Source organism: Streptomyces sp. NBC_01551 (genome assembly GCF_026339935.1).
Taxonomy (GTDB): domain Bacteria; phylum Actinomycetota; class Actinomycetes; order Streptomycetales; family Streptomycetaceae; genus Streptomyces.
Map to the genome: position 1 here is coordinate 1,519,266 of NZ_JAPEPX010000001.1, position 22,668 is coordinate 1,541,933.

The window sequence follows — 22,668 nt, forward strand, 5'->3', positions numbered from 1 at the left end:
TCACCGGCGCCCACTAGCGTTCCCCGTACACCTATGCGCAGCGGAGGGGGACCGCCATGGCGGAGGCGCGGCCGGGCGAGGAACCCGCGGATCTCACCGATCCCGAACGCCGCATGTGGGAGGCGTACCGGACGGGCAGCGTCTGCGACCTCAGCGCCCGGGAGCGGGAGCGCGGCGGCGCGGCGGACGCCGACCGGAGCCCGGGGGCCGACGACCCGCACGGGGCGCGGGTCTGGGGGCCCGAGCGCGGTGTCCGTGCCCGTGTGGTGGCGCTGCTGCTGCTCCACGGCCCGCCGCCGGTGCCGGGCCGGGTGGCGTCCCTGAAGCTGCGCGGGGCGCGGATCACCGGGCGGCTCGACCTGTCCGGCGGAGCGGTCCTGCCGTACGTGGAGTTCCAGTCCTGCCGCTTCGACAGCGAGATCCAGCTGTCCGAGACCCGGTTCGGGACGCTGCGCATGGTCAACTGCGCGATACCCCGGCTGGAGGCGGCCCGGCTGCACACCGAGGGCGATCTGCACCTGCCGCGCTGCCGGGTGGCGCGCGGGATCCGGCTGACCGACGCGCAGATCGGCACCGACCTGCTGGTCAGCCAGGCCCTGGTGCGCCAGGACAGCAAGGGGCGGGCGATCGCCGCCGACGGGCTGTCGGTCGCGCAGGACTTCCAGGGCGAGCTGCTGGAGGCGTACGGGGAGGTCAGCCTGCGCGGGGCGCACGTCGGCGTGTCGATGAACCTGCGCGGCGCGCGGCTGCGCAACCCGTACGGGCGTCGGGCGCTGAACGCCCCGCAGCTGACCGTCGGGCGGACCCTGTACCTGACCTCCATCGCCATGGACTACGTACCCGGCGGCTCGGGCTCCTCCACTCCCCCGTACGGGATCACCCAGACGCCGGCGCCGGGGCAGCGGGCGCAGCGGTTCGAGTGCCGGGGCGGGCTGCGGCTGGACGACGGCCGGTTCGGCGACGCGGTCGACTTCTACGGGGCGCGGTTCACGCTGACCGAGGAGCAGGAGGTGTCGCTGCGCCGGATCCAGACGCCGGAGCTGCGGTTCGTGGGCGAGCGGCCGGAGCGGGGGCGGGTGGTGCTGTCCGGGGCGAAGGTGGTCAAGCTGGTGGACTCCTCCACGAGCTGGCCGGGCCCGGGCGGGGTCTCGATCGAGGGATTCGCCTACGAGAACCTCGCGCCCCGGGGGCACTTCCCGCTCTCCCGCCGGCTGGAGTGGGTGGAGGCGGCCACCGCGGAGTACTCGCCGGAACCGTACGAGCGGCTGGCGGCGGTGCTGCGGGCCAGCGGGGAGGACGCGGACGCCCGCGAGGTGCTGCTCGCCAAGCAGCGCCGGCGGCGGGCGACGCTGCCTCCGGCGGCGAAGGCGTGGGGCCACCTCCAGGACTGGACGGTGGTGTACGGCTATCGCCCCGGGCGGGCCGCGCTGTGGATGGCGGTGCTGTGGGCGGCGGGCTCACTGCTGTTCTCCCAGCACGACCCGCCGCCGATCAAGGCGGACGAGCACCCGCAGTGGAGCGCGGCGCTGTTCGCGCTGGACCTGCTGCTGCCGGTGATCGATCTCGGGCAGCAGGGCCAGTGGCGGCTGGAGGGCGGCTGGCAGTGGGGCGCGGCGGCCCTGGTCATGCTGGGGTGGATCCTGGCCACGACGGTGGCGGCGGGAGCGTCACGGCTGCTGAGGCGGGGGTGACGGGCGGCCGGTCCTGGCCATTACCCTGTGCCTCGTGACCACCGTTCGTCTGCCCCTCTTCCCGCTGAACCAGGTGCTGTTCCCGGGCCTCGTGCTGCCGCTGAACATCTTCGAGGAGCGTTATCGCGCCATGATGCGCGACCTGCTGAAGACGGGCGAGGACGAGCCGCGGCGTTTCGCGGTCGTCGCCATCCGTGACGGCCGCGAGGTCGCGCCGACCGCGCCCGGTCTGCCGGACCAGACGGCGCTGCCCGAACGCGGGCCGGCGGCGGGCTTCGGCGCCGACCCGATCCAGGCCTTCCACCGGGTGGGCTGCGTCGCGGACGTGGCGGCGATCCGGGAGCGGGAGGACGGCAGCTTCGAGGTGATGTCGACGGGGACGACGCGGGTGCGCCTGCTGTCCGTGGACGCGTCGGGGCCGTACCTGGTCGCGGAGCTGGAGGAACTCCCCGAGGATGCGGGCGAGGGGGCGGGGGCGCTGGCCGAGGGGGTGCTGCGGGCGTTCCGCAACTACCAGAAGCGCCTCGCGGGGGCCCGGGAGCGGTCCCTGGCGTCGGGCGCCGACCTGCCCGACGAGCCGTCGGTGGTCTCGTACCTGGTCGCGGCGGCGGCGGTGCTGGACATCCCGGCGAAGCAGCGCCTGCTGCAGGCCCCGGACACGGCGACCCGCCTGGCGGAGGAGCTGAAGCTGCTCCGCACGGAGACGGCGGTCATCCGCCACCTCCCCTCCCTCCCGGCGGTGGACCTCACCCGCGCTCCGACGAGCCCGAACTGATGGCGAACGGGAACTGATGGCGAAGAAGAAGCCCGCGGGCACCCCGGCGATCGTGGCGTTGACCGCCGCCGCGGCGGAGTTCACGGTGCACGCGTACGAGCACGACCCGGCGCATCCCTCGTACGGCGAGGAGGCCGCGCAGGCGATGGGCGTCTCCCCGGAGCGGGTCTTCAAGACGCTGATCGCGGAGGTGGACGGCGCCCTGGTGGTGGCGGTGGTCCCGGTGTCGGGCAGCCTCGACCTGAAGGCGCTGGCGACCGCGGTCGCCGGGAAGCGGGCCTCGATGGCCGACCCGGCCCTGGCGGAACGCACGACGGGCTACGTCCGGGGCGGCATCTCCCCGCTGGGCCAGCGCAAGCCGCTCCGCACGGTCGTGGACGCCTCGGCGGCGACGCACCCCACCATCTGCGTCTCGGCGGGCCGCCGGGGCCTGGAGGTCGAACTCGCCCCCACCACCCTGACCACCCTGACCTCGGCGACCCTCTCCCCGATCGCCCGCCCTTAGCCGAGCCGGCCGGAGCCCCGCACGATCCAGCGCCGCCGGTGTTCGAGGCGCGGGTCCGGGCAGAGCCCGGGAAACGGGGAAAGGGCGGGGCGGGGAGCAGTTCCGCGCAGCGACCGGGCCTCGGCGGGCCCGCCGGTCAGGCCTGCGGGGGCGGTGGCGGGAGGAGGCCGTCCGGGGTCGTGTACGGGTCCGGCCAGGCGGCGGGGGCCGGGTCGCGGGGGCCCCAGACGGCCGTCAGGGCCAGGTGGACCAGGATCGCGACCATCGGCCACGCCAGCAGCACCCCGTACGCCAGCAACTGCATCGGCGCCTCGAACGCCACGCCCTTGCCCGCCTTCGCGGCGGCCGCCGCCAGGTCGGAGGTCGGTCCGAGCCACAGCCCGAGCCGCCACCCCACCAGCGCGGCGAAGCAAGAGCCCAGCCCCAGTCCGATGACCAGCGGCACACCCCCGCGCCGGCGCCACAGGAACGTGGCCACCGAGCTCAGCGCACCCAGCCCCGCCGACAGCAGCAGGAACGTCCCGTCGGACCCGATCCGCCCCTCGCTCTCGGTGTTCCGCAGGAAGACGGCCTCCCCGTTGGAGACGTACTGCACCCGCGGCGCGAGCCACACCCACAGCAGCCCGAGGAGCACCCCGGCCACACCCACCACCAGGGTCACGGCGGCCCCGTCCCGGACGTCCGCGGCGGTGATCGCGCTCTCGGGAGCGCCGCCCGGCTTCTCGGGCGGGAACGCCTGCGGCGGTTCGGACGGAGAAGGGGAGGGCGGGGTCACGGCTTCGGTCACTCCCACATCGTGCCAGGTCTCGAACCGGCCAGGTCGCCCGGCACCGGCCTCAGCGGACCGCCGCCCGCCGGTAGGCCCACGTCGCGGCGGCCAGGGACAGCGCCCCCACCGCCCCGCAGACGCCGAGGTCGACGGCGACCGCCGTCCAGTCCGGATGCGGCGCGAAGGTCCGCGCGAACGCCTCCACCCCGTACGTGGACGGCAGCAGGTCCCGCGCCCACACGATCACCTCCGGCATCCGCTCCGGCGGCAGCACACCCAGCAGCAGCGCCGCCGACATGCCCAGCTGCCCGGCCAGCGTCGCCAGCTCCTGCCGCGGCGCCAGCAGGCCCAGCGCCGCGCCCAGCCCGGCCAGCGCGGCCCCCGCCAGCGGCACCACGGCGGCCAGGATCCACAGCCCGCTGAGCGGCAGCCCGAACAGCACGCACCCGAAGACGGCCGTCACCAGCGTCCCCGGCAGCGTGAAGGAGGCGTACGCGGCGGCCGCGCCCAGCACCACCGACGCGGGCGGCACCGGCAGCGTGGCGTAGTGGTCCAGCCCCCCGCTCGCCCGCAGCTGCCCGAAGTACTGCGCGAGCAGGTTCAGCGCGACGAAGGCGACGACCAGGACGGACGAACCCGCGACGACGGCCCGCGCCTCCGAGCCCCCGTCCACCACGCCCCGCATCAGGACCATGATCCCGACAGACTGGAAGGTCGCCACGAACAGCAGCGGGATCCGCGCCACTCGCGCCCGGGACAGCTGCGCCCGGTACACGGCCGCCAGCGCGGGGAAGAACCGCGCCCGCGGGGCCAACTCCGCCGCGGCGGGTACGGCAACGGCACCGGCGCTCACGCCTTCACCAGCCCCTTCATCCGCCCGCCGAGCGCGAGGTACACGTCCTCCAGGCTCGGCGTGGCCAACGTGAAATCGTCGAGCGCGGCGAACGCCGGGCCCCCGGTGACGGCGGCCACCGCCGCCCGCGCCTCGTCCGGCGCGAGCCGCAGCACCCACCGGCGCCCCGACTCGACGGCCAGCGGGGCCAGCGCCGCGACCTCCGGCACCTCCCGGGGCGCGCCGGTCCGCCACACCAGCTCCAGCCGGACCTCGTCGGAGACCTTGGCCTTGAGCCCGGCCGGGGTGTCGCAGGCGATGACCTTGCCCTGGTCGATGACGGCGACCCGGTCGAGGACGGTCTCGGCCTCGATGACGTTGTGGGTGACCAGCAGGACCGTGGCCCCGTGCCGCTCGCGCCGGCGGTCCACCGCCGACCAGACGGCGCGCCGGGCGACGGGGTCCATGCCGGTCGTGGGCTCGTCGAGGACCAGCACCGGCCGCTCCCCCACCAGCGCGGCGGCGAAGCAGGCCAGCCGCCGCTGCCCGCCGGAAAGTTTCTTCAGGGGCCGCCCGGCGATCCCGCTCAGCCCGAGCTCCTCCAGTACGGCGTCCCGCGCGGCCCGCGCCTCCCGGACGCCCAGCCCGCGCAGCCGTCCCGTGGTCTCGGCGGCGAGCGCCACCGTGAGCTCGTCCAGGGCGGTGGACTCCTGCCCCAGGTAGGCGAGCAGCCGGGCCGCCCGCTCGGGGTGGCGTACGAGGTCGTGGCCGAGCAGGGTCACGGAGCCCGCGTCGGGCCGCAGCAGTCCGGTGAGCTGGCGGACCAGGGTGGACTTGCCGGCGCCGTTGGGGCCGAGCAGTCCGAAGATCTCGCCGCGCCGCACGTCCAGGGAGATCCCGTCGGTGGCGCGGACCTCGGGCAGGGCCGGGGCCCCGCGCCGGCCCCGTACGGCGGGATACGTCTTGACCAGGTCACGTACCGCGCAGATCACGTCCTTGGCCGCTTGCGCGTCCGCTGCCGTGTGTTGTTCCGCTGGTGCTGTGCCCGTACTCACGAGGGAGCAGCCTACGCGTCATCCGCCCCTACTCGGCCGCCGGGGTCACCGGCGCCCCGGGCGCGGCAGCCGGTGCGCCGCCCACGTGCTCGGCCGCGGCCCGGACGTCGATCTCCCGCCAGAACCCGGCGCGGATGGCGTAGCGGTCGTGTTCGTCGATCTGGTCGTCCTTGTGCGCGAGCAGCCCGAACCGGGCCGCGTAGCGCAGCAGCTCCCCGTCGATGCGGTGCGGGATCCGCGGGTACATGGTGGCCAGTTTCTGGAGGTGCACGGTCTCCGGGAGCCGTTCCATCCAGCGCCGCGCGAACACTTGTCCGACCTCGAACGGGTCGCCGCCGACGGTGGTGATGTCCTCCTCCCGGTCGGCCCAGCGCTGCTCGGCGCTGGTGAGCTGGGCGAGGGTGGGCAGCGACGCGGTCTCGGCGGGTTCGCCCAGCGGCCCGGCCCGGTCGATCCAGCCCTTGTCGGAGGACCAGCGCAGGGCGCTGCTGCCGGCCGGGGCGTGCGAGGTCTGCGCCGGGGTGAGCTGCTGCCCGGGGGCGCGCAGGGTGGCGAGGTCCTTGGGCGTGGGGACCGGCTTGGCCCCCTCGCTCGCGGGGGCCGGTACGGGCGCCCCGTGCTCGGGGGCCTGCGGCTCGGACGGGGCGGAGGAGCCGTTGCGGGCGGCCTCGGCCAGCGCGGCCTCGGGGAGCGGGGCGGAGAGGATCGCGGCGATCTCGGGGCGGGGCGCGGGCGGCGGCGGGCAGAGCCCGGCGAGGTCCTTGGCGCGGACGGCCCGGGTGATCCAGGCCCGGTCCAGGACCCGGCGCTCGTCGGCCTCGGCGACGAGGTCCTCGGACTGGTTGTAGTCCCCGTCGGCGGCCTGGACGGCCCAGAGGTGGACGGCGACCCCGTGTTCCTTGGCGGACATAAGCCCGGGCAGCAGGTCCCCGTCGCCCGTGACGAGGACGACGTCGGAGCAGGCGCGGTTGCGGGCCAGTTCGGTGAGCTCGGCGTGCATCGCGGCGTCGACGCCCTTCTGCGCCCAGCGGCCGTCGCTGCGGGTGAGGGCGCCGAGCCGGACGGTGACGCGGGACATGACGCGCAGCCGCCGGTGCTCGGGCTGCGGAACCCGGTCGGGCGCGCCGTCGAACCAGTAGATCCGCAGCAGCGGCTGCTCGGTGTCGGCCTCGGCCCGCTCGCGCAGGCCCTGGATGAGGGCGGCATGGTCGACGGTGATGCGGGAGCGTGAGGGCTCCCCTGCGAGAAGGCTGGCGGCGGCGCCCAGCAGATAGCCGGCGTCCACCAGGACGACGCAGCGGTCCACGCGTTCCACCCTCTTCCGTGGGGGTCCTCTGGCGTTTTCCCCGAGTCTGCCCGACCGCAAGGGTGTTGACGGCCGGAACTCGATCATCGGCGTGGCGGATCTCACGGAGCAGCGGGGACGAGCCGTGCGGCTACGCGGAGTAATGATCCAAAATGCGCCGTTTCTGGTGCTGTGTGAGTGTGAAGGCGGTCCTGGCCCCTAGACCCTCACGGAGGCTCCACCATGGCCAAGAACAAGAACCGCCAGCAGCCCGCGAAGCAGCAGCCCCGCTCCGCACAGGAGCCGGCCAAGGGCACGTCGGAAACCGAGTCGATGTCCACGTCGCCGTCGCCGAGTCCGATGGACATGGCGCACAAGCGCAAGGAAAAGAAGTTCGGCCACAACTGACGGGCCTCCGCACGGACGCGGAAGGGCGCACCCGGGACCGGGTGCGCCCTTCCCTCGCGTATGGGCCTATCCGGCCAGGCAGGACGGCCCGAGGAGCACCTTCAGGTCGCCGAACAGCGCCGGGTCGGGCTGTACCCGGTGCCGGTCGAGCCGCAGCACGGTCGTGGTCCGCGGCCCCTGGAGCTTGATCCGCACCTCGGTGTTGCCCTTGTGGTGGCGCAGGATCTCGCCCAGACGGGTCACCATCGGCGGAGTGACCTTGACGGTCGGGATGGTGAGCACCACCGGGGCGTTCGTACCGGCCGACGAGAGGTCGGGGACCATCATCTCCATGGCGACCAGCCGGGGCACGTCCTCGCGCTTGTCGAGGCGGCCCTTGACGAACACGACGGTGTCCTCGACCAGCTGCGTCGAGACGAGCTGGTAGGTCGCCGGGAAGAACATGCACTCGATGGAACCGGCCAGGTCCTCGACGGTGGCGATGGCCCAGGCGTTGCCCTGCTTGGTCATCTTGCGCTGGAGGCCGGAGATGATGCCGCCGATGGTGACGACCGCACCGTCGGAGTGCTCGCCTCCGGTGAGCTGGGAGATGCCGGCGTCCGTCTTGTCGGAGAGCACGTGCTCCAGGCCGAACAGCGGGTGGTCGGAGACGTACAGGCCGAGCATCTCGCGCTCCTGGGCGAGCAGGTAGGACTTCTCCCACTCCACGTCCGAGAACTCGACGTCGAGCCCGAAGCCCGGCTCGTCACCGCCGCCCTCGTCGCCCATGCCGCCGAAGAGGTCGAACTGTCCCTCGGCCTCCTTGCGCTTGACCGCGACCACGTTGTCGATCATCGGCTCGTGGTGGGCGACCAGGCCCTTGCGGGTGTGGCCCATCTCGTCGAAGGCGCCGGCCTTGATCAGCGACTCGACGGTCCGCTTGTTGCAGACCACGGCCTCGACCTTGTCGAGGAAGTCGGGGAAGGTGGAGTACTTCCCCTTGGCCTTCCTCGTCTTGATGATCGAGTCCACGACGTTCGCGCCGACGTTGCGGACGGCGGTGAGGCCGAAGAGGATCACGTCGTCGCCCTGGGCGGCGAAGTTCGGCTCCGACTCGTTCACGTTCGGCGGGAGCACCTTGATGCCCATGCGGCGGCACTCGTTCAGGTAGATCGCGGACTTGTCCTTGTCGTCCTTGACCGAGGTGAGCAGCCCCGCCATGTACTCGGCGGGGAAGTTCGCCTTGAGGTACGCCGTCCAGTACGAGACCAGGCCGTACGCGGCCGAGTGCGCCTTGTTGAAGGCGTAGCCGGCGAAGGGGACCAGGACGTCCCACAGGGCCTGGATGGCCTGGTCGGTGTACCCGTTCTTGCGGGCACCCTCCTGGAAGATGGTGAAGTTCTTCGCCAGCTCCTCGGGCTTCTTCTTGCCCATCACGCGGCGCAGGATGTCGGCCTCGCCGAGCGAGTACCCGGCGATGATCTGGGCGGCCTTCTGCACCTGCTCCTGGTACACGATCAGGCCGTAGGTGACCGCGAGCACCTCTTCGAGGGGCTTCTCCAGATCCGGGTGGATCGGGGTGATCTCCTGCTGCTTGTTCTTGCGCAGGGCGTAGTTCGTGTGCGAGTTCATGCCCATCGGGCCCGGCCGGTACAGGGCCGAGACGGCGGAGATGTCCTCGAAGTTGTCGGGCTTCATCAGGCGCAGCAGGGAGCGCATGGGCCCGCCGTCGAACTGGAAGACGCCGAGGGTGTCGCCGCGGCCGAGCAGTTCGAAGGTCTTGGGGTCGTCGAGCGGGAGGGCGAGGAGATCGATGTCGATCCCCTTGTTCGCCTTCACCATCTTGACGGCGTCGTCCATGATCGTGAGGTTGCGCAGGCCCAGGAAGTCCATCTTCAGCAGGCCGAGCGACTCGCAGCTCGGGTAGTCCCACTGCGTGATGGTCACCTGGTCCGTGTGCCGGACCCAGACGGGCACGTGGTCGGTGATCGTCTCGCTGGACATGATCACGCCGGCGGCGTGCACGCCCATCTGGCGGACCAGGCCCTCGACGCCGCGGGCGGTGTCGATGACCTTCTTGACGTCCGGCTCGTTCTCGTACATCCCGCGGATCTCGCCGGCCTCGCCGTAGCGGGGGTGCTGCGGGTCGAGGATGCCGGAGAGCGGGATGCCCTTGCCGAGGACGTCGGCGGGCATGGCCTTGGTGAGCCGGTCGCCCATGGCGTACGGGTAGCCCAGGACGCGGGCGGAGTCCTTGATCGCGTTCTTGGCCTTGATGGTGCCGTAGGTGCCGATCATGGCCACCTTGTCCTGGCCGTACTTCTCGGTGACGTACCGGATCACCTCGACGCGCCGACGCTCGTCGAAGTCGATGTCGACATCGGGCATGGAGACGCGCTCGGGGTTCAGGAACCGCTCGAAGATCAGGCCGTGGGTGAGCGGGTCTAGGTCGGTGATGCCCATGGCGTAGGCGACGATCGAGCCGGCCGCGGAGCCTCGGCCGGGGCCGACCGCGATGCCCTGGTTCTTGGCCCACATGATGAAGTCGGCGACCACGAGGAAGTAGCCGGGGAAGCCCATCGAGATGATCGTGTCCATCTCGTACTCGGCCTGCTTCATCCGGTCGTCCGGGATGCCCCCGGGGTAGCGGCGGTGCATGCCGCGCATGGTCTCCTCGCGGAACCAGCTGACCTCGGTGTGACCCTCCGGGATGTCGAACTTCGGCATCAGGTTCCGGAACTTGAACATGCCCTCGGTGTCGATCTGGTCCGCGACCAGCTTCGTGTTGGCGCAGCCCTCCTGCCAGGCGTCCGAGGAGTCGATGGCGTACATCTCGTCCGTGGACTTCAGGTAGTAGCCGGTGCCGTCGAAGCGGAAGCGGTCCGGGTCCGAGAGGTTCTTGCCGGTCTGGATGCAGAGCAGGGCGTCGTGGGCGGTGGCCTCGCTCGCGTAGGTGTAGTGCGAGTCGTTGGTCACCAGCGGCGGGATGCCGAGCTTCTTGCCGATCTCCAGCAGCCCGTCGCGGACCCGGCGCTCGATCTCGATGCCGTGGTCCATCAGCTCCAGGAAGTACCGGTCCTTGCCGAAGATGTCCTGGTACTCGGAGGCCGATTTCAGGGCCTCGTCGAACTGGCCGAGGCGCAGCCTGGTCTGGAGCTCGCCGGAGGGGCAGCCGGTGGAGGCGATGAGCCCCTCGGACCACTGGCTGATGGTCTCCTTGTCCATGCGCGGCCACTTCGTGAGCCAGCCCTCGGCATACGCGTCGGAGGACAGCCGGAAGAGGTTGTGCAGGCCGGTGGCGTTCGCCGCCCAGATCGTCTTGTGCGTGTAACCGCCGGAGCCGGAGACGTCGTCCCGCTTCTGGTGGGGCTGGCCCCACTGGATGCGCCGCTTGTTGCGCCGGGACTCGGGGGCGACGTACGCCTCGATGCCGATGATCGGCGTGACGCCCGACTTCTGGGCGGTGTGGAAGAAGTCATAGGCGCCGTGCAGGTTGCCGTGGTCGGACATGGCGATGTGCGTCATGCCCATCTCGTTGCACGCGTTGAACATGTCCTTCAGCCGCGCGGCACCGTCCAGCAGCGAGTACTGGGTGTGGACGTGCAGGTGCGTGAACGGCGTCTTGGTCACGGTGGGAGTCCTCCGGCGGGGAGAGAGGGGGGCAGCCCCGAAGTCTACGTCTCCCGACTGACAGAAACCGGGCACGGACGGGTACGGTCAACCGTTGCAGACCCAAGGACACCTGTCCGGAAACCGGTCAGCCAGAGATCCAGCCAGCGCCACCAGGAGGCACCCGCCATGGCGGTTCCCGAGACGTCGAACGAGCAGCGCGCCGAACAGATACTCGATGTGTTCAGCACCGCTTTCGGTGAGCTGTTCGCCGCCGACCCCGCTGCCTTCCAGGTCAAATTCCGGAAGATGGCGGCCTCCGCGTTCGCCTTCTACCGGGGTACGGCCTGCCTGTTCTACGCCGACCTGGAGCACGACCGGCACGGCGGCCCCTACCTGGACGAGCGGACCGGCCGGGTCTGGATCCACGGCGATCTGCACGCCGAGAACTTCGGCACGTACATGGACTCCAACGGCCGGCTGATCTTCAACGTCAACGACTTCGACGAGGCCTACGTCGGCCCCTTCACCTGGGACCTCAAGCGCTTCGCCGCGTCGGTCGCCCTGATCGGCTACACCAAGGCCCTCAGCGACGAGCAGATCAGCGAGCTCGTGCGGATCTACGCGGGCGCCTACCGGGAGCGGATCCACGCCCTGGCGACCGGCGCCAAGCACGAGGAGGTGCCCTCCTTCACCCTGGACACCGCCGAGGGCCCGCTGCTGACGGCCCTGCGCTCCGCGCGCTCGCGCACCCGCTTCAGCCTCCTGGACTCGATGACGGAGATACGGGACTACGAGCGCCGCTTCGCGTCCGGTGGCGGCGCCATCGAGCTGGACGCGGCGACCCGCTACAAGGTGCTGGCCGCCTTCGACGGCTACCTGGAGACCCTGCCCGAGGAGTCGCTGGTGCGCCCCGACTCGTACCGGGTCAAGGACGTGGTGGGCCGCCGGGGCATCGGGATCGGCTCGGCCGGCCTGCCCTCGTACAACATCCTGCTGGAGGGGCACAGCGACGCCCTGGAGAACGACGTCGTGATCTACCTCAAGCAGGCGCAGACCCCGGCGGTGTCCCGGCACATCACCGACCGGGCGGTGCGCGAGTACTTCCAGCACGAGGGACACCGCACGGTGATCTCCCAGCGGGCCCTGCAGGCGCACGCGGACCCGTGGCTGGGCTGGACGGAGCTGGACGGCTCCGGGCAGCTGGTGGCCGAGGTCTCCCCGTACGCGGTGGACCTGGACTGGTCGGATCTGGACGACCCCGAGGAGATAGCGGCCGTGGTCGCGGACCTGGGCCGGGCGACGGCGACGATGCACGGCGCGGCCGACGCGGCGGAGAGCGGCCAGACCCTGGTCCCGTTCTCCACCGAGCGGGCCATCGACGCGGCGATCGCGGCCGACGAGGAGGGCTTCGCGGAGCTGCTCGTGGACTTCGCCCACGCCTACGGGGCCCGGGCGCGCGCCGACCACCAGATCTTCGTGGACCTGTTCCGCAACGGTCGCATCATGAACGAGCGGGGCGTGAACGAGCGGGCCATGGCGTAAATCCATGGCCGTCCGGGCCCCAGGGCCCGGATTCACAGGGAGTCATGGCACACTCGCGGCGATGGACATATCAGCTGTAGGGCTTCGAGGGCTGCGGGCCGCGCTGTTCAGCGCGCTCGTCGTGCTGCTCTCGGCCGGCTCCCACGTGCTGATGTCACGGGCCCCGCTGCCGCCCTCGCTGGTGGCCGGGGCCTTCGCCGGGGTGTTCCTGATCGCCTACGCCCTGGCGGGCCGGGAGCGGGGCTTCGCCCCGATCGCCGGGTTGCTGGTGCCGCTGGAGCTGGCGGCCGACACCGTCTTCACCGCCGGGCAGCACCTCTGCTACGGCCCCGCGGGCGGTCCGGTCTCCGGCCCGCTGCGCGCCCTGGGCCTGGAGGAGCTGTGCGGCGGGACCCCACTGGGCGGCCCGCTGACGGCGCGGGCGGGCGGACCGGCGGCCGCGCTGGCGGTCGAGCCCGGGCCGTGGACCCCCTGGCTGCTGCTGGGGGCGCACGTCTCGGTCGGCCTGCTCGCCGCGGTGTGGCTGCGGCACGGGGAGCGCGCGCTGGGCCGGCTGGTGCGGGCGGTCGCCGCCTTCGCCTTCCGGCCGCTGCTGCTGGTGGCCGCCTCGGCGGCGGTCGTGGGGCCGGCGCGGCGGGCGCCGCGGCCGGTCCGCTCGGGCGCGGGGGCCCGTACCCGGTTCCCCGCGCACTCCGTGGGACGGCGGGGACCTCCCGTACGCGGCGCTCTCGCGAGCGCCTGAGACGCGTACGTACGGCAGTCCCCCCTCTTTCACTTCACGGAGATCAGCATGAGTTCACGCAACAGCCAGGCGAACAAGGCGGCGGCCCGCGAGAAGCTGCGCGCCGAGCGCGAGCGGCAGGCCAAGAAGGACCGGGTGCGCCGCCAGGTCGTCGTGGCCGGCGCGGGCGTCCTCCTCCTGGCCGTGGTCGGCGGCATCGCCTACTTCGTCAAGCAGGCCAACGAGCCCACCTACTGGGAGAAGGCCGCGAAGGCCGAGCTGGTCAAGCCGAAGAACACCACGGGCGACGACGGCACCACCGTCGTGATCGGCAAGGCCGACGCGAAGAAGACCCTGGAGCTGTACGAGGACTCGCGCTGCCCGGCGTGCGCGGGCTTCGAGCAGGCGGTGGGCGAGCAGGTCAAGAAGGACGTCGGCGAGGGCAAGTACAAGCTCCAGTACGTCGGCGCGACCTTCATCGACAACGCCGCCAAGGGCGAGGGCTCGAAGAACGCGCTGAGCGCGCTGGGCGCGGCGCTGAACGTCAGCCCGGAGGCCTTCCTCGAATACAAGGCCGCCCTGTACTCCAAGGAGCTGCACCCCGAGGAGACGGTCGACAGCTTCGCCAAGGACGACTACCTCATCAAGGTCGCGGACACCGTCCCGGCGCTGAAGGGGAACGCCGAGTTCAAGAAGGCCGTCGAGGACGGCACGTACGACCGGTGGGCGATGGAGATGTCGAAGGCCTTCGAGAAGTCCGGGGTGACGGGCACTCCGACGCTGAAGATGGACGGCAAGAAGATCGAGACCCCGTCGAGCGCGCAGGACTACACGGCGAAGCTCGACGCGGCCCTCAAGGGCTGACCGGATCCGGATCCTGACGGTCCGCCAAGGACCGTCTTCCGGCCACCGCTTCACGGGCGGGCGAACTCTCAGAGTTCGCCCGCCCGTTGCTTTCCAGGGATATACCCGCGGTTATACCCGGCAGTAATATCATCGCCCGTGACCAGTCATCTCTCCTCTGTTTCGGCCACCGCGGCAACTCCGCGCCGCCGTACGGTCGTCCTGGCCGCCGCGGCCACGGCCGCCCTGGCCCCGCTCTCCGCACTGGGCGCCTCGGCCGCCCACGCGGCGGACGCCACCGCCCCCGCCTTCCTGCACGGCGTCGCCTCCGGCGACCCGCTGCCCGACGGAATCCTGCTGTGGACCCGCGTCACCCCGGTCCCGGAGGCCGCGCCCGGCTCCGGCCTCGGCCCGGACACCGAGGTGACCTGGGAGATATCCGAGGACAAGGCCTTCTCCCGGGTCGTCGCACGCGGTTCGGTGACCGCGACCGCGGCCGCCGACCACACGGTCAAGGCGGACGTGCGCGGGCTGCGCCCGCAGACCCCGTACTGGTACCGGTTCACCGCGGGCGCCACCGTCTCCCCGGCCGGGCGCACCCTGACCGCCCCGGCCCACGACGTGAGCACCGCCGGGATCCGGTTCGGCGTGGTCTCCTGCGCCAACTGGGAGGCCGGCTACTTCTCCGCCTACCGCCACCTCGCCGCGCGCGGCGACCTGACCGCGATCCTGCACCTGGGCGACTACATCTACGAGTACCAGAGCGGGGGTTACCCGGAGGCGAAGTACGTCGTACGCCAGCACGAGCCGAAGCACGAGATCGTCTCGCTGGCCGACTACCGCACGCGCCACGGCAAGTACAAGACGGACGCCGACCTCCAGGCGGTGCACGCGGCCCATCCCGTCATCGCCATCTGGGACGACCACGAGTTCGCCAACGACACCTGGGCGGGCGGGGCGGAGAACCACACCCCGGGCGCCGAGGGCGAGTGGGCGGCCCGCGCGGCCGCCGCCAAGCAGGCGTACTTCGAGTGGATGCCGGTCCGCCCCTCCGTCGCCGGCACCGTCTACCGGCGGCTGCGCTTCGGCACCCTCGCCGACCTGCACCTGCTGGACCTGCGCAGCTTCCGCTCGCAGCAGGTCAAGGTCGGCAGCGGCTCGGTGGACGACCCGGAGCGCACCATCACCGGGCGCGCCCAGCTGGACTGGCTCAAGTCGGGCCTCGCGAGCTCGAACGCGACCTGGAAGCTGGTCGGCACCTCGGTGATGATCTCGCCGGTGGCGTTCGGCTCGCTGCCCGCGCACCTGCTGGGTCCGCTGGCCAAGCTGCTCGGGCTGCCGGAGGGCGGCATCGCGATCAACGTGGACCAGTGGGACGGGTACACGGACGACCGCAAGGAGCTGCTGGGCCACCTGAAGGACCGGAACATCAAGAACACGGTGTTCCTGACGGGTGACATCCACATGGCGTGGGCCAACGAGGTCCCGATGAACATGGCGACGTACCCGGGCTCGGGCACGGCGGCGACCGAATTCGTCGTCACGTCGGTGACCTCCGACAACATCGACGACATGCTGCACGTGCCGGCGGACACCGTCTCACTGGTGGCCGAAACGGCCATCAAGGCCGCGAACTGGCACGTGAAGTGGCTCGACATGGACGCCCACGGATACGGCGTCCTGGACGTCACGGCCGAGCGCTCGCAGATGGACTACTACGTGGTCTCGGACAAGCGCCGACCGGACGCCACGGCCGCCTGGACGCGCTCGTACCGCACGCTCAACGGCACGCAGAAGGTGGAGCGGGTGACTCAGCCGGTCCGCTGACGCACCGTCAATCCTGCGGTTCGAAGGGGTGCTTGGTTCATACCAGGCGCCCCTTCAGCCGCTTCGGCAACAAATCTTTTACAAACGGGATCTTGCCAACCGGCTGACATGCACACGTAAGCTTCGCGCCAGCGTGAGGAAAACCCTCACCCCCCACCACGCTTCGCAAGGAGTCCACGTGCGCGCTTCCGCCCGCATATCCCCCCTGCTCCGCCGCCGCCTCATGGGTACGGCCGTTCTGGCCGGAACCCTGGCGTTCGCCCCGATCACGGTCCCCACGACCGTGGCCGCGGCCAAGACCCCCGCCGAGGTCTGTAACGAACAGGCCGCCGAGACCTCCGCCAACGCGCGCGTCGCCCGCCCCAAGGACACCAAGGCGGCCGACCCCAACGAGGTGACGGACGCCCAGGTGAAGGCCATGGACGCCGACCTGAGCAAGAAGCTCGGCCAGATCGGGCCGCAGAGACTCATGCGCGCCGGCGAGAGCACCGCCGCCACGAGCATCCCCGTGTACTTCCACGTCATCCACTCCGGCTCCACCGGCAAGCTGACGGCGACCGACATCAGCAAGCAGATCGCGGTCCTCAACGCGGCCTACGGCGGCCAGGGCACCGGCAACGTCAACACCGGCTTCCAGTTCACCCTGGCCGGCACGGACTACACCGACAACGCCACCTGGTACAACGTCTCCGACGGCACCACCGCCGAGAAGAACATGAAGAACGCCCTGCGCAAGGGCGGCAAGAACGCGCTGAACATCTACAGCGCCAACCTCGGCGGGGGACTGCTCGGCTGGGCGACCTTCCCGAGCTCCTACGCGTCGCAGCCCAAGATGGACGGCGTGGTCCTGCTCAACACCTCGCTGCCGGGCGGCTCCGCCGCCAACTACAACGAGGGTGACACCGGCACGCACGAGGTCGGCCACTGGCTCGGGCTCTACCACACCTTCCAGGGCGGCTGCTCGGGCAGCGGTGACTCCGTCTCCGACACCCCGGCCGAGAAGAGCGCGGCCTTCGAGTGCCCGACGGGCCGCGACACCTGCACCGCGAGCGGCGCGGACCCGATCCACAACTTCATGGACTACACGTACGACTCCTGCATGTACCAGTTCACGGCCGGCCAGGTCTCCCGCATGACGAGCATGTGGAGCGCCTACCGCGCCTGATCAGCGCACGAGCACATCAGCGCATGAAGGAAGAGCGCGTGAACGCATGAACGCGTGAGCGCATGAAGAACGGGCGCGGTCCGGCGGGTTCGCCGGGCCGCGCCCTCATCTCGTTCGCGGGCTACAGCGTGTCGAGGAACCCGAGGGCGACCTTCCAGGTCTGCTCGGCGGCCTCCGCGTCGTAGTCGTCGAGCTCCGGGTCCGTGAACAGGTGACCGGCGCCCGGGTAGCTGTGCACCTCGACGTCCGCCCCGGCCCGCCGCATCCGCAGGTACCAGGCCGTCAGCCAGTCGTGCGGCTCGAACTGGTCCGGGTCCGCGATGTGCAGCTGCACCGGCAGCCCGTCGGCCGAGGCGCCGTCCTCCAGGTCCGAGGTGCCGTGCAGGAGCAGCAGCCCGCGCGCCTTGTCGTCGTGCAGGGCCAGGTGCTGCGCGACGGACGCGCCGAAGGAGAAGCCCGCGTAGACCAGGCCCTGGTCCGAGTACGGGGCCGAGGCCAGCACCGCGCGCTTGAGCAGCTCGTCGCGGCCGATCTCCTCCTGGTGGGCCATGCCCTCCTCGACGGTGTCGAAAGTACGCCCCTCGAAGAGATCCGGGACCTGGACCTGGTGCCCGGCCGCGCGCAGCCGGTCGGCTGCCGCCCGCACCGCGGGGCGCAGTCCGTACGTCGAGTGGAAAAGCATGATGTTCATGGATCCATCGTGCCAGTTTCCGGGGGCCCCTTCCGGTTACGTTCATACCCATGGAGATGGAGAGCGTCTTGCGCCCGCTGGCCGTCATCGGCGGTACGGTCGTCGTCACCCTGCTCGCGGGGTGGCTGCTGGACCTGCTGCTGCGCCGCGCCGACGCCCGGCACAGCGAGACCCCGCTGTGGGGGCTGCTGCGCCGGTGCCGCCTGCCGTTCCAGGTCACCCTGGGCGCGTTCCTGCTGAGAGGCTCGTACCGCCAGGCGCGCGTGCTGCCCGAACACCCGGTCGGCGTCGGCCGGGCGCTGACCCTCGTGCTGATCGCCGGGACGGCCTGGCTGCTGGTGCGGATCGCGACGGCCGTCGTGGATTCCATGTACGCCCGCTACGCCGCCGGAGCCCTCGACGACGCCCGGGTCCGCCGGGTCCGCACCCAGATCACGCTGATCCAGCGGGCGGTCACGGCCGCCGTGGTCGTGGTGGCCGCGGCCTCGATGCTGCTGGTCTTCCCGCCGATGCGGGCGGTCGGCGCCTCGATGCTGGCCTCCGCCGGTGTCCTCGGCATCGTGGCGGGCATCGCCGCCCAGTCCTCGCTCAGCAACCTGTTCGCCGGGCTCCAGATCGCCTTCGGCGACACCGTCCGGATCGGCGACACGGTGGTCGTCGACAAGGAGTGGGGCAAGGTCGAGGAGATCACCCTGACCTTCCTGATCGTCCGCACCTGGGACGAGCGCCGCATCACGATGCCTGTGTCGTATTTCACAAGCAAGCCGTACGAAAACTGGTCGCGCGGCGGCTCCGAGATGACCGGCACCGTCTTCCTGCACCTGGACCACTCGGCGCCGGTCCCACTGCTGAGGGACTGGCTGACGGACTTCCTGAAGGAGACCCCGGAATGGGACGGCCGCGGCGCCGGCCTGGTCGTGACGGACACCACACCGAACACCATCCAGATCCGCGCGACGGTCACCGCCAAGGACGCCGACGACCTGTGGACCGTGCGCTGCGCGGTCCGTGAGCGCATGATCGCCTGGCTGGTGGAACACCACCCCTACGCCCTCCCCCGCGTCACCACCACCGAGGCGACCCGCCCCCCGCAGGACACCCCCTGACAAGGCACGGCTAGCTGCGCAGGCTGCGCACGTCCAGGTGGCGCAGGACCCGGTCCACGATCTCCGGGTCCGCGCCGGGCTCGCTGCGCGCCGACAGGATCTCGTGGCGGGCGGCGGACATCATCTCCCGCTGGACGCGCTGGACGTCGCGGATCCGCTCCACCCGCTTCGCGTACGCCTCCCGGCGCTCCTCGTCGACCATGTCGGGGCTGATCCGCGCCCCCACGTCGTACGCGCGCCGGTACAGGATCTCGACCAGGTCCTCCGGGAGGTCCTCCACCTCCTCGATCTCCTTCAGCCGCCGCTTCGCGGCCTTGGCGGCGCGGACCGCGAGCTGCCGCTCGATCTCCCGCTCCTCGTCCACGTCGGCCTCGACGCCGAGCCGCTTCACCAGCCAGGGCAGGGTCAGCCCCTGGCACACCAGCGTCACCATGATCACGGCGAAGGCGATGAACACCATCTGGTCGCGCCCGGGAAACGGCTCCCCGCTGTCGGTCCGGATCGGGATGGCCAGCGCCAGCGCCACCGAGGCGACACCGCGCATCCCCGCCCACCACATGACCACCGACTCCCGCCAGCTCAGCGGGATCTCCTCGTCGTAGTCGCGCCGGTCGTGCAGCTTCTTCGCCAGCCAGCCGGCGGGCAGCAGCCACACCAGCCGTACGCCGACCACCACCGCGATCACGATCGCGGCCCAGCCGGCCATCTCCCCCACGCGCCCGCGCGCGACGCCGAAGACGTGGTGCAGCTCCAGCCCGATGAGGCCGAACGCGACGCCGGTGACCAGCATGTCGACGACCTCCCAGAAGGTGTGCCCGGCCAGCCGCCCGAGGACGTCGTCGGCGTCGTTGGCGTACTCGGCGAGGAAGAGGGCGGTCGTCAGCACGGCCAGCACCCCCGACCCCTGGAGCTCCTCCGCCACCACGTAGGCCACGAACGGCACGAGCAGCGTCAGCCCGATCTGCAGCGTCGCGTCGCCGAGCCGCCCCATGAGCCGGTTCGCCACCCAGCCGAGGGCGAGCCCGACCGCCACGGCGACCACGGCGGACAGCACGAACTCCTCCAGGGCGTGCGGCCAGGAGAAGGTGCCGCTGACGGCGGCGGCGATGGCCACGTGGTAGAGCACGATCGCGGTGACGTCGTTGAAGAGCCCCTCGCCCTCCAGGATGGACACCATCCGGCGGGGTAGCCCGAGCGATCCGGCGACGGCCGTGGCCGCGACGGGGTCGGGCGGCGCGACCAGTGCCCCGAGCGCGACGGCGGCGGCCACCGGCAGCCCGGGCACGACGGCGTTCGCGGCGAAGGCGACGGCGGCGGTGGTCACGAAGACGAGCGCCACGGCCAGGAGCAGGATCGGCCGGACGTTCGCCGCGAACTGCCGCCAGGAGGTGCGCTGCACGGAGGCGTACAGCAGCGGGGGCAGCACGAGCGGGAGGATGTACTCGGGCGGGACGTCGACGTTCGGCACCACCGGGATGAGCGCCAGCACCACCCCGCCGAGGGTCATGAGCACGGGCGCGGGCAGCCCGAGCCGGTCCCCGAGCGGAACGGTGACGACGGCCCCGAGCAGCAGCACGAACAGCAGAGCAAGCTGATCCACTCCACCACCCTGCCGCATCCGCCGGCGCAAGCCGGACAGCCACGACCGCGCCGCCTCCGCGCAAGCGCCCCGGGGGACCGGCCCCGCGGGGACGGTTACGGCAGCGCGCGCCGCATGGAGCGGTGGGGGATGCCCGCGTCCTGGAACTCCGGGCCGTAGGCCTCGTAGCCGAGGCGCTCGTAGAAGCCCAGCGCATGCGTCTGCGCGCCGAGGTCAACGGCGGTCAGGCCCCGCCGAACGGCCTCCGCCTCGATCGCCCGGACCAGCGCCACACCCACGCCCGACCCCCGAGCGGCCCGCGCCACGGCCAGCCGGCCGAGCGAGCCGACGTCCAAGGACCCCGTCTTGCCCAGGGCCGAAGGCCCGTACAGCAGGCGCCCGGTCCCCAGCGGCACCCCGTCCGGCCCCTCGGCCAGCACGTGCACCGCCACCGCGTCGTACGCGTCGTACTCGATCGACTCCGGCACCGACTGCTCGACCACGAACACCTCGGTCCGCACCGCGAAGCACGCCGCCATGTCCGCCTCGGAGACCGCCACCCGGACGGTGAAGGCGGTGGAGCCGGCGGAGGAGGCCGAGGCCGTCACTCGCTCTCGGCCCGGATCACATCCAGCGCGTGCTGGAGGTCGGCCGGGTAGGTGCTCTCGAACTCCACCCACTCGCCGTTCGCGGGGTGCTCGAAGCCCAGCCGGACCGCGTGCAGCCACTGGCGGGTGAGGCCGAGCCGCTTGGCGACGGTCGGGTCGGCGCCGTAGGTCAGGTCGCCGACGCAGGGGTGCCGGTGCGCGGACATGTGCACGCGGATCTGGTGCGTACGCCCGGTCTCCAGCTTGATGTCCAGCAGCGAGGCCGCGCGGAACGCCTCGATCAGGTCGTAGTGGGTGACCGACGCCTTGCCGTCCTGGGTGACCGCCCACTTGTAGTCCGCGCTCGGGTGCCGCCCGATCGGCGCGTCGATCGTGCCGCTCATCGGGTCCGGGTGCCCCTGCACCAGCGCGTGGTAGCGCTTGTCCACGACCCGCTCGCGGAACTGGTTCTTCAGCGAGGTGTACGCGCGCTCCGACTTGGCGACCGCCATCAGACCGGACGTACCGACGTCGAGGCGGTGTACGACGCCCTGGCGCTCGGAGGCGCCGGAGGTGGAGATCCGGTAGCCGGCGGCGGCCAGGCCGCCGATGACGGTGGTGCCGGTCCAGCCGGGGCTCGGGTGGGCGGCGACGCCCACCGGCTTCATGATGACGACGACGTCGTCGTCATCGTGGATGATCTCCATGCCGGGAACGGGCTCGGCGACGAGCTCGACCGGCCGCGGCGGCGCGGGCATCTCGACTTCGAGCCAGGCGCCGCCGTGCACGCGCTCGGACTTCCCGACGACACTGCCGTCGACCGACACCTTCCCCGCGGCCGCGAGTTCGGCCGCCTTCGTCCGGGAAAATCCGAACATACGGGCGATGGCGGCGTCGACGCGCTCGCCTTCGAGGCCATCGGGAACGGGCAGGGTGCGGATCTCGGGAATCGTACTCACCTGTCGAGTATGCAGGACTCGGCGAAGGAGCCCTCCCGCCCGATGCCGGCGATCAGTCCTTGTGGACGGTGCCGTCCGGGTCCAGGCCCCTGAACGACAGCAGCACGATCAGGATGCCGCCGCACACGATCGCCGAGTCCGCGAGGTTGAACACGGCGAAGTGGGCCGGCGCGATGAAGTCCACGACCGCGCCCCGGAACACGCCCGGCGAACGGAAGATCCGGTCGGTCAGATTGCCCAGCGCCCCGCCCAGCAGGAGGCCCAGCGCGATCGCCCACGGCAGGCTGTACAGCTTGCGGGCCAGCCGGACGATCACCACGATCACACCGGCCGCGATGCAGGTGAAGATGATCGTGAAGGCCTCGCCGAACCCGAAGGCGGCGCCGGGGTTGCGGACCGCCTCGAACTTCAGCACGTCCCCGATGATCTCGATCGGCGCCTGGTGCTCCAGCTTCGCGACGACCAGCATCTTGCTGCCGAGGTCCAGCAGGTACGCGAGGACCGCCACCACCAGCAGCGCCACGATCCGCCGCCGCCCCTTGGGCAGCGCGGGCTCCGGCTCCGGCTGGGTGTCGTCCCCGACCTCGGGCGTACCGATGATGCGCTCCGCCTCTGCCACGTGAGTCCCTCGAACTAGCTCGAACCAGGTTGTCGAAGACAGCCCTGCCAGGTTCCTGGACCCTGACGAGACACGAGAGTACGTCAGGCCGCCCGCCCGCCGCCTGCCCAGTACCCCG

At 71.6% G+C, this 22,668-nt stretch carries 20 protein-coding genes; 10 read left to right on the forward strand and 10 right to left on the reverse strand.

Going from position 1 to position 22,668, the window contains the following annotated elements:
• Positions 1–56 precede the first annotated feature (56 nt).
• Genes OG982_RS06830 through ybaK form a run of 3 tightly spaced genes read left to right on the forward strand, consistent with a single transcriptional unit; the run spans position 57 to position 2,971 of the window.
• The gene (locus OG982_RS06830) at positions 57–1,691 is read left to right on the forward strand and encodes an oxidoreductase (protein ID WP_266788853.1); all 1,635 of its coding nucleotides are present in this window, start codon (positions 57–59) and stop codon (positions 1,689–1,691) included.
• A 34-nt stretch (positions 1,692–1,725) separates the two neighbouring features.
• On the forward strand, positions 1,726–2,466 hold the full coding sequence (locus OG982_RS06835) for an LON peptidase substrate-binding domain-containing protein (protein ID WP_266788851.1): 741 nt from the start codon (positions 1,726–1,728) through the stop codon (positions 2,464–2,466).
• Between the two features lie 16 nt (positions 2,467–2,482).
• The gene (gene ybaK, locus OG982_RS06840) at positions 2,483–2,971 is read left to right on the forward strand and encodes a Cys-tRNA(Pro) deacylase (protein ID WP_266788849.1); all 489 of its coding nucleotides are present in this window, start codon (positions 2,483–2,485) and stop codon (positions 2,969–2,971) included.
• A 136-nt stretch (positions 2,972–3,107) separates the two neighbouring features.
• Here ybaK and OG982_RS06845 read toward each other — a convergent pair whose 3' ends face one another.
• From OG982_RS06845 to OG982_RS06860, 4 genes are all read right to left on the reverse strand, one after another.
• Positions 3,108–3,758 (reverse strand): hypothetical protein, encoded by a 651-nt coding sequence (locus OG982_RS06845; RefSeq protein ID WP_266948150.1) that lies wholly within the window; start codon positions 3,756–3,758, stop codon positions 3,108–3,110.
• Between the two features lie 49 nt (positions 3,759–3,807).
• Positions 3,808–4,593: an ABC transporter permease gene (locus tag OG982_RS06850; protein ID WP_266788845.1), complete on the reverse strand. Its 786-nt coding sequence runs from the start codon at positions 4,591–4,593 to the stop codon at positions 3,808–3,810.
• On the reverse strand, positions 4,590–5,561 hold the full coding sequence (locus tag OG982_RS06855) for an ABC transporter ATP-binding protein (RefSeq protein ID WP_266792158.1): 972 nt from the start codon (positions 5,559–5,561) through the stop codon (positions 4,590–4,592). The genes OG982_RS06850 and OG982_RS06855 overlap by 4 nt, the downstream gene beginning before the upstream one ends.
• A 94-nt stretch (positions 5,562–5,655) precedes the next feature.
• A complete protein-coding gene (locus OG982_RS06860; RefSeq protein WP_266788843.1) occupies positions 5,656–6,942 on the reverse strand; it encodes an NYN domain-containing protein in 1,287 nt (428 codons plus the stop codon).
• Positions 6,943–7,155: 213 nt separating this feature from the next.
• On the opposite strand from OG982_RS06860, the gene OG982_RS06865 reads away from it, so the two are divergent.
• Positions 7,156–7,320: a hypothetical protein gene (locus tag OG982_RS06865; RefSeq protein ID WP_266788842.1), complete on the forward strand. Its 165-nt coding sequence runs from the start codon at positions 7,156–7,158 to the stop codon at positions 7,318–7,320.
• A gap of 66 nt (positions 7,321–7,386) precedes the next feature.
• Here the strand turns inward: OG982_RS06865 and dnaE are convergent, their stop codons facing one another.
• The gene (gene dnaE, locus OG982_RS06870; RefSeq protein WP_266788840.1) at positions 7,387–10,929 is read right to left on the reverse strand and encodes a DNA polymerase III subunit alpha; all 3,543 of its coding nucleotides are present in this window, start codon (positions 10,927–10,929) and stop codon (positions 7,387–7,389) included.
• A 168-nt stretch (positions 10,930–11,097) separates the two neighbouring features.
• Between dnaE and OG982_RS06875 the strand changes: the two genes are divergently transcribed.
• The 5 genes from OG982_RS06875 (at position 11,098) to OG982_RS06895 (ending at position 17,009) form a co-directional block, all read left to right on the forward strand.
• Entirely contained in the window at positions 11,098–12,453 is a 1,356-nt protein-coding gene (locus tag OG982_RS06875) for a DUF2252 domain-containing protein (RefSeq protein ID WP_266788838.1), read from the forward strand.
• Between the two features lie 61 nt (positions 12,454–12,514).
• On the forward strand, positions 12,515–13,195 hold the full coding sequence (locus OG982_RS06880) for a hypothetical protein (RefSeq protein ID WP_266948151.1): 681 nt from the start codon (positions 12,515–12,517) through the stop codon (positions 13,193–13,195).
• Between the two features lie 48 nt (positions 13,196–13,243).
• Positions 13,244–14,038, forward strand: a complete 795-nt coding sequence (locus OG982_RS06885) for a DsbA family protein (protein WP_266948153.1) — start codon at positions 13,244–13,246, stop codon at positions 14,036–14,038.
• Positions 14,039–14,176: 138 nt separating this feature from the next.
• Complete coding sequence (locus OG982_RS06890; RefSeq protein WP_266948154.1) at positions 14,177–15,844, forward strand: alkaline phosphatase; 1,668 nt, start codon at positions 14,177–14,179, stop codon at positions 15,842–15,844.
• 223 nt (positions 15,845–16,067) lie between these two features.
• Positions 16,068–17,009 carry a zinc metalloprotease gene (locus tag OG982_RS06895; RefSeq protein ID WP_266792156.1) on the forward strand — a complete coding sequence of 314 codons (942 nt, stop codon included), beginning with the start codon at positions 16,068–16,070 and terminating at the stop codon, positions 17,007–17,009.
• A 121-nt stretch (positions 17,010–17,130) separates the two neighbouring features.
• Here the strand turns inward: OG982_RS06895 and OG982_RS06900 are convergent, their stop codons facing one another.
• Positions 17,131–17,700 carry a dienelactone hydrolase family protein gene (locus tag OG982_RS06900; protein WP_266788830.1) on the reverse strand — a complete coding sequence of 190 codons (570 nt, stop codon included), beginning with the start codon at positions 17,698–17,700 and terminating at the stop codon, positions 17,131–17,133.
• 56 nt (positions 17,701–17,756) lie between these two features.
• Here OG982_RS06900 and OG982_RS06905 point away from each other — a divergent pair, with 56 nt between their 5' ends.
• On the forward strand, positions 17,757–18,806 hold the full coding sequence (locus tag OG982_RS06905; protein ID WP_266792154.1) for a mechanosensitive ion channel family protein: 1,050 nt from the start codon (positions 17,757–17,759) through the stop codon (positions 18,804–18,806).
• 10 nt (positions 18,807–18,816) lie between these two features.
• On the opposite strand, the gene OG982_RS06910 is transcribed toward OG982_RS06905, so the two are convergent.
• The 4 genes from OG982_RS06910 to lspA all read right to left on the reverse strand — a co-directional run bounded on the left by OG982_RS06910 (position 18,817) and on the right by lspA (position 22,550).
• Positions 18,817–20,406 carry a Na+/H+ antiporter gene (locus OG982_RS06910; RefSeq protein WP_266788828.1) on the reverse strand — a complete coding sequence of 530 codons (1,590 nt, stop codon included), beginning with the start codon at positions 20,404–20,406 and terminating at the stop codon, positions 18,817–18,819.
• Positions 20,407–20,501: 95 nt separating this feature from the next.
• On the reverse strand, positions 20,502–20,924 hold the full coding sequence (locus OG982_RS06915) for a GNAT family N-acetyltransferase (RefSeq protein ID WP_266792152.1): 423 nt from the start codon (positions 20,922–20,924) through the stop codon (positions 20,502–20,504).
• 65 nt (positions 20,925–20,989) lie between these two features.
• The gene (locus tag OG982_RS06920; RefSeq protein ID WP_266788827.1) at positions 20,990–21,931 is read right to left on the reverse strand and encodes an RluA family pseudouridine synthase; all 942 of its coding nucleotides are present in this window, start codon (positions 21,929–21,931) and stop codon (positions 20,990–20,992) included.
• Between the two features lie 52 nt (positions 21,932–21,983).
• Positions 21,984–22,550, reverse strand: coding sequence for a signal peptidase II (lspA, locus tag OG982_RS06925; RefSeq protein ID WP_266788826.1), 567 nt, complete (start codon positions 22,548–22,550; stop codon positions 21,984–21,986).
• Positions 22,551–22,668: the final 118 nt, after the last annotated feature.